Raw genomic sequence first — 8,845 nt, 5'->3', positions numbered from 1 at the left:
CAAAATGGAGTTACCTCAATAAAAAATCTTTACGCAATTGGGGAATGCGCTAGAACAGGTCTTCATGGTAAAAATCGTCTCGCATCAAACTCTCTTCTTGAAGGTTTGGTCTTTGCACATCAGGCTTCAGAAAATGTAGATAAAACTATTGCCGAATTTATTTTTTCATCACAAATACTAATTCCGAAGTTTCCAAAAGCACATCAAGTTGATGATTATCTTGCTTTTGAAATACTTAAAAAAGAATTACAAAAACTGGTTACTTCATTTTATACAAGTGAAGAACGTGATGCTGAATTAGCTTTTGAAAAAATAAAAGAGCTTCATAATTATGCCGTTTCGCTTACAGAAGCACACGAAATTACGATTCCGTTTATTGAATTTTCGAACATGATTGCCGCTTCCTTGTTAATCATTAAACAATGTAAAGCTGCCGAAGACCAAAAAATATGCTGAAACCATAAAAAAATCTATACCCCTAACCATTATGAAACTAACAAGTAAAACAACCATTGGTGAAATCGTCGCAGATGATTTCAAAACAGCAGCCATTTTTACAAAATTCCATATTGATTTCTGTTGCAAAGGACATCGAACTATCGAAGAAGTCTGCAAAAAAAGAGATATAGAAGAAAGTGTTCTTATTGAACATATCGAAAAAGCAAGAAACAGTTCTGCCAATCAGTCTTTTGATTACAAAAGCTGGTCTGCAGACATGATTGCAGATTATATAACAAAAACTCATCACAGATATGTTACAGAAAAGTCCCCTGTTATATTAGAGTATTTAAATAAATTATGCGGTGTTCACGGTGCGATTCATCCTGAGCTTCATGAAATTCATACTATTTTTTCAAAAACGTATTTAGATCTGACAGCTCATATGAAAAGAGAAGAGTTGGTTGTTTTTCCTTTTATTAAAAAAATGAAAGCCGCACACAGTAAAGGTACAGAACTGGAAACACCGCCTTTTTTATCTATTGAAGCGCCAATTCTAACCCTAAAAGATGATCATGTTACAGAAGGACAACGCTTTAAGAGAATTGCGGCTTTAACCAATAATTATACACCGCCAGTTGACTCATGCAACACTTATAAAGTTGCTTTTCTAATGCTAGAAGAATTTGACAAAGATTTAAAAAAACACATTCATCTGGAAAACAACATCTTGTTTCCAAAAGCAATTGAGCTTGAAAAAACATTTGAAAAAGTGTCATAAATAAAAACGAAACCATGGAAAAATATGTAATCAAACGCAATGGAGATTATAAGCCTTTTGAAACTTATAAGATTCAGGATGCCATTCAAAAAACCTTTCAGAGCGTCAGTCAGCCTGTCGACAAAAGAATTTACAAAACTGTTCTTTCTGGTCTTGAGGTAAAGTTTTCGTGGCCTGTAGAAGAAATTCAGGACATGATTGAAAGAGCGCTTTTTGAAAAAGGATATTTCCAGGCTATGCGTTCGTTTATAATTTATCGCCATACGAGAAAATTACAGCGAGAACATATTAATGGTTTAAACGATGACACCACTTATATAGACAGTACACAAACTGTTGAAGAATACATTAACCAATCAGATTGGCGAATTAATGCTAATGCGAATATTTCGTATTCAAACGCGGGACTAGTCAGTAATACCGCTGGAAAAGTAATCGCCAATTATTGGCTGGATAAAATATACAATAAAGAAGAAGGTTCTGCTCATAGGAATGGCGACATACACATCCATGATTTGGATTGTCTTACCGGATACTGCGCTGGTTGGAGCTTGCGTGTGCTGTTAAATGAAGGTTTTAACGGCGTGCGTGGCCGTGTCGAGAGCAGACCTCCTTCTCATTTTAGAGAAGCATTAGGGCAAATGGCTAATTTTTTAGGAATTCTGCAAAGCGAATGGGCAGGTGCTCAAGCTTTCAGTTCTTTTGATACTTATTTGGCTCCTTATGTTTTCAAAGATCAGCTTTCTTATGAAGAAGTTTTAAAAGGAATTAGAAGTTTTGTTTACAATCTAAATGTACCTGCCCGTTGGGGACAATCGCCTTTTACAAATATTACCTTGGATTGGAATGTGCCAGAAGATTTAAAAGAACAGATTCCAACCCAAAATGACGAACATTTATTTTTAAAGGTCACTGATGAAAATCTGATTTTGGAAGCTAAAAACAGAGGCGTTTCAAAATTAATAGATTTAAAATATGCTGATTTTCAAAAAGAAATGAATCTCATCAATAAAGCCTATTATACCATTATGACTGAAGGTGATGCAAACGGACAACCGTTTACATTCCCTATTCCAACAGTAAACATCACTGAAGATTTTGACTGGAATGGAGAAAATGTCGATTTGCTTTTTGAAAACACAGCAAAAATTGGTTCATCTTATTTCCAGAATTTTATTGGAAGTCAATATCTTTTGGATGAAAATGGAAACCGAATCGAAAATCCAGAAGCTTACAAACCAAATGCTGTACGCAGTATGTGCTGTCGTTTACAACTAGATTTAAGAGAATTGCTAAAACGCGGAAACGGTCTCTTTGGAAGTGCCGAAATGACGGGAAGTATTGGCGTAGTAACCATCAACATGGCGCGTCTCGGATATTTGCATAAAGGCAACATCATTAATTTATTTGAACATTTAGACGAATTGCTTCAAATCGCAAAATCGACTTTAGAAAAGAAAAGAATCTTCATCCAGCAAATGTACGACCGAGGTCTTTATCCGTACACACAGCGCTATTTGAAACATTTTAGAAATCACTTTTCTACAATTGGCGTAAACGGAATGAACGAAATGGTTATTAATTTTTCTGAAGGGAAACAAAATATAACCGACACCTCAGGAATACATTTCGCGACAGAAATTCTAGATCATATTCGACTGCGAATGAAAGAATTTCAAGAAGAAACAGGAAATCTTTACAATCTAGAAGCAACTCCAGCAGAAGGAACAACATACCGTTTTGCAAAAGAAGACAAAAAACGTTTTCCAGAAATTCTGCAAGCAGGACAAAATGAAAACATATACTATACCAATAGTTCACAAATTCCTGTTGATCATACTGACGATCCTTTTGAAGCTTTATTACTTCAAGATGAATTACAATGCAAATATACTGGCGGTACAGTTTTGCATCTTTATATGAGAGAAAAAATTAGCAGTCCAGAAGCCTGTAAAAACTTCGTGAAAAAAGTTTTAACCAACTTTAAACTGCCTTATATAACCGTAACACCAATTTTTAGCATCTGCCCTATTCATGGCTATTTAAACGGAGAACATGAATACTGCCCAAAATGCGACGAAATTTTACTCAATAAAAACAATCAAAAACACTTGGCTTATGAAAACGAAAACGCGTAAGATTCTAGAAGAAAATAAATCGCAAAGAAGTAAATGTTTGGTTTACACACGTGTAATGGGATATCACAGACCTGTAGAAAGTTTTAATATTGGAAAAAAAGGTGAACACCAACAACGTACACATTTCGAAGAAACCATTATCTATTAAAGGAATATTTAGCCTCACGCCTTTTACTTTATTAGATTATCCGCATAAAACGGCCTGCATTGTGTGGTTTGCAGGCTGTAACATGCGGTGTTTATACTGCTACAATCCTGATATTGTTTTAGGAAAAGGAAAAATAGATTTTGATTCTGTTCTTGCTTTTCTCAAAACCCGAAAAGGATTACTAGACGGAGTAGTTTTAAGTGGTGGCGAATGCACTTTACATAAAAAAATAATTGATTTTATAAAAGAAATCAAAACAATGGGATTTGCGGTGAAAATAGACACCAACGGTTCCAACCCAAAAATATTGAATAGCCTGATTCATGATCAATTAATTGATTATGTCGCGTTAGATTTCAAAAGTCTTCCTCATACCTTTAAACACCTAACGCAATCAGGCTTATTTTTTGAATTTGAAGAAAGCCTTTCTATTTTAATTCAGTCAAATATTCCATTTGAAGTTCGCACTACTTTTCATTCTTCTTTAATTACAGAAAATGATTTTCTGAATATGATAAAATATCTTGAATCTAAGCATTTTGAAGGAAACTATTATGTGCAACACTTTATGAATAATGTGCCAACACTTTCAAAACTAGACCATTCAAATAAAGAAATACAACTTAAAAACTTCTCAACTCCAAAAATAAAAGTTATTTTTAGAGATTGACAACTCAAAATGAACACGTTATGACTTTGCATCATTTTGTATTAATACTTCATCTTTTAGCAGCCACAATCTGGGTTGGCGGTCATTTGCTTTTAGCTATTTGCTACCTTCCGACAGCATTGAAGAAAAAAGACCCTAAGATTATTTTAAATTTCGAAAAAAAGTATGAAAAACTCGGAATGTCTTCTCTTGCTTTACTTATTATAACTGGAATCTGGATGGCGTATGATTTTGGAATTAAAGCCGAAACCTGGTTTCACTTTTCTAGCGGATTTGAAAAGGTAGTTTCAATAAAACTAATTTTGCTTTTCTGCACTTTCTTTTGTGGTGTTTGTGCACAATTTTTCATTATTCCAAAACTTAAGCCTAATAATATCAATAAAATGGCTATCATTATATTAACTGTTACTTCAATTGGTATTGCAATGCTAGTTTTGGGGTCAACGTTGCGTTATGGCGGAATTTAAAGTATCTAAAAACTTAAATCAAATACAACTAAAAAAACAGCCCTTAGGCTGTTTTTCTATGCTTATTACTATAAATCAATTAACTATCTAAAAATTAATCTTTGATAATTTTTCCTTCTTGTTTAAAACCATTTTGATCCGTAATGACATAAACGTATATTCCTTTAATAAATTTCTCAACATTAATTTCAGAGGTGATCTTAGCGTCTTTAATTAAAACTCTACCTTCAGAATCAAATAAGGAAATAACATATTTTCCTAAGTTTTTACCTGTAAAGTTTAATACAGATGTTGTTGGATTAGGAGAAACAATAATCTCGTACTTACTTTCAGATTCTGTTTCGTCGGCAGTTGCAGCTATCCTTTCAGGACTTGGACCTGAATTACATGCGTTACAGCCAGCAAAAGAAGATGATAAAATACCGCTGATAGGTTTAACAAAGCAAAAAACAGTATTGTTTGCATTAAAATTGATAGTAATTGTTGTTGAAGTACCATCTGTAAATCCTATTTGTGCAGTGTAATTTTTTGTTCTGCATATGGCATTATTTGTTTGTAAATAAAATGATGCGCAATATAGATTACAAACAGAAGAAAAATTATACGTAATACAGCTGCCTTGAACGGGAGTAGTACATTTTATAGGAATTTCGAAACGCAATCCATTTGCAAATCCTTCAGCTACAGAGTTGCAACAGTTATTTAAAGTAGTAATAAATTCGGTATTTGTAGCATTCATACTCCCAGCTAAGTAGCTATCACATTCACCATTTAACTCACCAGTTACAAAATAGGGATTAATGCTAGTTCCAGCTGACGAAATTTTAATTTTAATAGGAGTGTTTAATGGTGCTCCAGCTCCAGAACTATTTATATACCCACCAGCTAAATTTATATTATGTTCATAGTAAATAACGGTGCCTGCCACATTACTAATAGTTAACGTTGAGCCGCTTGACGTGGCTTGACTATTTGCGTTAAATACTGCGAGAAATAAAAAAACAATTAAAAAAGTAAAATTTTTCATAATAATTTAGTTTATATTTACCTACTTTCAGTCAGTTTAGGGTCGCTGTTTCAGTTATTCCGACCAAAATTTATAATAATTAAGCAACTTGGTTAAATAGATAAAACAATATTCTTCGGGTCAATCAGCGATAGATTATATTTTCTTCAAACAGCATATATGTACGAAAACAATTCAATAAAATAACATTTTTGTACGTTTTCCCGTAAACAATTAACTTTTTTCATCTTTTAACATATTGTTCTACTTCAGGAAAACAAAGCGTCTAGATCAATCGCTTATACAGTTTAGTAAAGCTTAAAAAAGGTTATTATAAATCATAAAAAAACAGCCCGAAGGCTGTTTAAGATAAGTTTTAAATATAGGGATGCTACATTTGATTTTGTATCATCAAGACATCATACCAACAAGTATTGGTCCAAAAGCGGTCAATAATATATTAGCTAATGCGTACGGAATGGTATAGCCTAAAACTGGGAACTTGCTTCCTGCTGCATCTTGGACAGCTTTTAATCCGATTGTTGAGGTACCTGCACCTGTTTGTGCTCCAAGTAAGATTAGAGGGTTTATTTTTAATACATATCTTCCAAAATACATTCCTATGATATGCGGGATTAAAGCAACTGCTACGCCGGCAAGCAAAATACCAAAACCGGTTTCTTTAAGACCTGAAATAAAACTTGGACCGGCTGCAAGACCAACAAGACCAATAAACGCTGCAAGACCAACGTTGTCAAATATCCATAAAGCGGGTTCTGGAATTTTTCCAAAAACTGGAGTTCTTGAATGTAGCCAACCAAAAATTAATCCCATTACCAACGCGCCACCGCTTGTTGTTAAAGTTACTGAAACTCCAAATAATGTTACCGAAAGCAAACCTAAAAGTCCGCCAAGAACAATACCTAAACCGACAAAAATGATATCGGTCTCTGGAGTTAAACGATCCAGATAACCTATTTCTTTTGCTGCTTCTTCCAATTTTGCAGGTCTACCTGAAAGATTTAAAATATCACCTCTATTTAAAACCGTTCTCGACTCAAGCGGTATTTCATGATTCTCTCTCGTTATTTTGTTTAACATTAGTCCGTGATAAAAACTGGCTTTTCGAAGAGCTTTTACTGTTATTCCTTCAATTGCTTTATTGGTTATTGTAACATCTAAATGTGCTAATGGGAAGTTTAATAAATCCTCATCCAAGATTTCTGGACCAATAGAAAAGAGACTGTCTAAAATGATTCCGTGCTGTCCCATAATAACCAAAACATCATCTTTATAAATTATAGTATCAGGTTTCGGGTCTAGCAATTGATGTTTATGGCGTATCCTTTGGATCACAATATTCTTGTTAGATATTAATCTTTCAAACTCGCTTATACTGATTCCTATCCATTTCTCATTGGTTATTCTATAGGCTCGGATAATCCATCTCTGATAAGCGCTTTTCATTCCTGGACCATACTCAGTTTCTCCAGAAATGGTTTCAGCCAATTTATCGCTTTCTTCAACTAAATTAATACCAAGCAGTTTTGGAGCAATTCCGGTTAGAAAGAAAACAAAAGACGCTGCTCCTACGAGATAAGTTACAGAATAGGCTACTGGAATATTATTGATTAATCGACTTTTTTCTGCATCAGCAAGATTTAGGTGGCTGATAGCATCTGAAGCAGTACCAATCACGGTAGATTCAGAAAACGCACCTGCCAATAATCCAGCCGCCGTTCCTATATCATAACCTAAAAAAGTGGAGACAGAATATGCCACTAATAGACACGACAAACAAATTACCAAAGTGAGCAATAATTGCGGAAATGCATTTTTTTTAAAACCTTGAAAAAATTGCGGGCCAACTTTATATCCTGTAGAAAACAGGAAAAAGTCAAAGAAAATAGTTTTTACAATATCAGGAATCTCAATATCCAATTGGCCAATTAGCACTCCAGCAAATAAAGTCCCTAATACTACACCAATTTTAAATGTGCCTATCTTAATACGCCCGATTAAAAACCCAAGAGCCAAGCATAAAAAAAGTGCCAGTTCAGGATGTTCTCTAAGTATAGCTGTAGCCATATTGCTTTTTTTTTATATAAATTTAAGTAAAAAAACAAACCAACATACTATATTTCAATTATTTACAAATAATTAATTATAATCACATTATAGTAAACAGAAAAGTAATAGTGATAGAATTAAATCTAAAAGGCTATTTTTGATAGTGAGCTAATTTGGAATAAACATATGCATAACCTATTTCTAGCATGAAAAACTCAAGCGATTATTTTACAAAACCCTTTTTACAAAGACAGAAATGAATTTTCAAGCCCTAATACCAGATAAATCTATTTCGCTTTTTGTAAAAAACATTTGGGTATTTGAAAGCGATGCGAACGATGCTACAACGAGTTTGCCATTTTTTGCAGATGGTTTTCCAGGTTTGATGTTCCATCAATCCGAAAATGGATTAACGGTAAAACCTCACGACAAAAAAATGCCAGAAATTTTTGTTTACGGACAAACCATTAATCCAATTGTGCTAGAACTTTCAGGGTCTTACTTCATTCTTGTTTTTCAGCTATATCCCTTTGTGTTGCAAACGTTCTTTGGCATTCTTCCACAAAGCATAAATGACAACTGCTATTATTTGGACAATGCAGACAACAAAATTACAGCACTTAATCTGGAATTGATTTCATGCAAAACTGTAAATGAAAAAATTGACATTATTTCTAATCTGCTTTTACATTATTTTGAAACCAAAAAACAAAATCTAGATCTAGAAATACGTCAGGCAATTGCAGAAATTATAGGTGCAAAGGGACAAGTGCCTATTCGAGCCATTGCTGAGAAGCAAAAGATCAATCTGCGAACTTTTGAAAGGAGATTTTTAAAAGAAACTGGACTTTCACCCAAACAGTTTGCGCAAATAATGCAATTTCAAGCTTCATTGGAACAATTATCCATAAAGAATTATACAAAATTGACTGACATAGTTTATGAAAATGGCTTTGCAGACCAATCGCATTTCATCAAAGTGTTTAAAGCATTTACAGGCAAAACACCAAAAAAATTCAGTCAATAACGGTACTGTCGTTTTTATTCTATTTTCTAAAAAGTCCCTGTTGCACCTTTGTATCATTAACTTAAAAATGATATAAAATGAAAATTATAATTTTTGGAGC

The 8,845-nt window shown here is 33.6% G+C and carries 9 protein-coding genes; 7 read left to right on the top strand and 2 right to left on the bottom strand.

The window, feature by feature from the left end; all coding sequences use genetic code 11:
- The 6 genes from B3J44_RS14095 to B3J44_RS14070 form a co-directional block, all read left to right on the top strand.
- The coding region (locus tag B3J44_RS14095) for an FAD-binding protein (RefSeq protein ID WP_286969023.1) at window positions 1–456 on the top strand (456 nt) is incomplete at its 5' end.
- A gap of 31 nt (window positions 457–487) precedes the next feature.
- Complete coding sequence (ric, locus tag B3J44_RS14090) at window positions 488–1,219, top strand: iron-sulfur cluster repair di-iron protein (protein ID WP_286969022.1); 732 nt, start codon at window positions 488–490, stop codon at window positions 1,217–1,219.
- A 14-nt stretch (window positions 1,220–1,233) separates the two neighbouring features.
- Entirely contained in the window at window positions 1,234–3,357 is a 2,124-nt protein-coding gene (locus tag B3J44_RS14085; protein WP_286969020.1) for a ribonucleoside triphosphate reductase, read from the top strand.
- Window positions 3,338–3,505 (top strand): anaerobic ribonucleoside-triphosphate reductase, encoded by a 168-nt coding sequence (gene nrdD / locus B3J44_RS14080; protein ID WP_198858071.1) that lies wholly within the window; start codon window positions 3,338–3,340, stop codon window positions 3,503–3,505. Before B3J44_RS14085 ends, nrdD begins: the two co-directional genes overlap by 20 nt.
- Complete coding sequence (locus tag B3J44_RS14075) at window positions 3,459–4,175, top strand: anaerobic ribonucleoside-triphosphate reductase activating protein (RefSeq protein ID WP_286969019.1); 717 nt, start codon at window positions 3,459–3,461, stop codon at window positions 4,173–4,175. The genes nrdD and B3J44_RS14075 overlap by 47 nt, the downstream gene beginning before the upstream one ends.
- Before the next feature lie 20 nt (window positions 4,176–4,195).
- Window positions 4,196–4,642, top strand: coding sequence for a CopD family protein (locus B3J44_RS14070; protein ID WP_286969018.1), 447 nt, complete (start codon window positions 4,196–4,198; stop codon window positions 4,640–4,642).
- A 94-nt stretch (window positions 4,643–4,736) separates the two neighbouring features.
- Here B3J44_RS14070 and B3J44_RS14065 read toward each other — a convergent pair whose 3' ends face one another.
- On the bottom strand, window positions 4,737–5,669 hold the full coding sequence (locus tag B3J44_RS14065; protein WP_286969017.1) for a T9SS type A sorting domain-containing protein: 933 nt from the start codon (window positions 5,667–5,669) through the stop codon (window positions 4,737–4,739).
- A 390-nt stretch (window positions 5,670–6,059) separates the two neighbouring features.
- Window positions 6,060–7,736 (bottom strand): aspartate-alanine antiporter, encoded by a 1,677-nt coding sequence (gene aspT / locus B3J44_RS14060; RefSeq protein WP_286969016.1) that lies wholly within the window; start codon window positions 7,734–7,736, stop codon window positions 6,060–6,062.
- Between the two features lie 238 nt (window positions 7,737–7,974).
- Here aspT and B3J44_RS14055 point away from each other — a divergent pair, with 238 nt between their 5' ends.
- On the top strand, window positions 7,975–8,745 hold the full coding sequence (locus B3J44_RS14055) for a helix-turn-helix domain-containing protein (protein WP_286969015.1): 771 nt from the start codon (window positions 7,975–7,977) through the stop codon (window positions 8,743–8,745).
- Window positions 8,746–8,845: the final 100 nt, after the last annotated feature.

It is taken from the genome of Flavobacterium sp. UBA4854 (assembly GCF_002399805.1).
Taxonomy (GTDB): Bacteria; Bacteroidota; Bacteroidia; order Flavobacteriales; family Flavobacteriaceae; genus Flavobacterium; species Flavobacterium ginsengisoli.
This window is presented reverse-complemented; position numbering and strand designations above follow the sequence as displayed.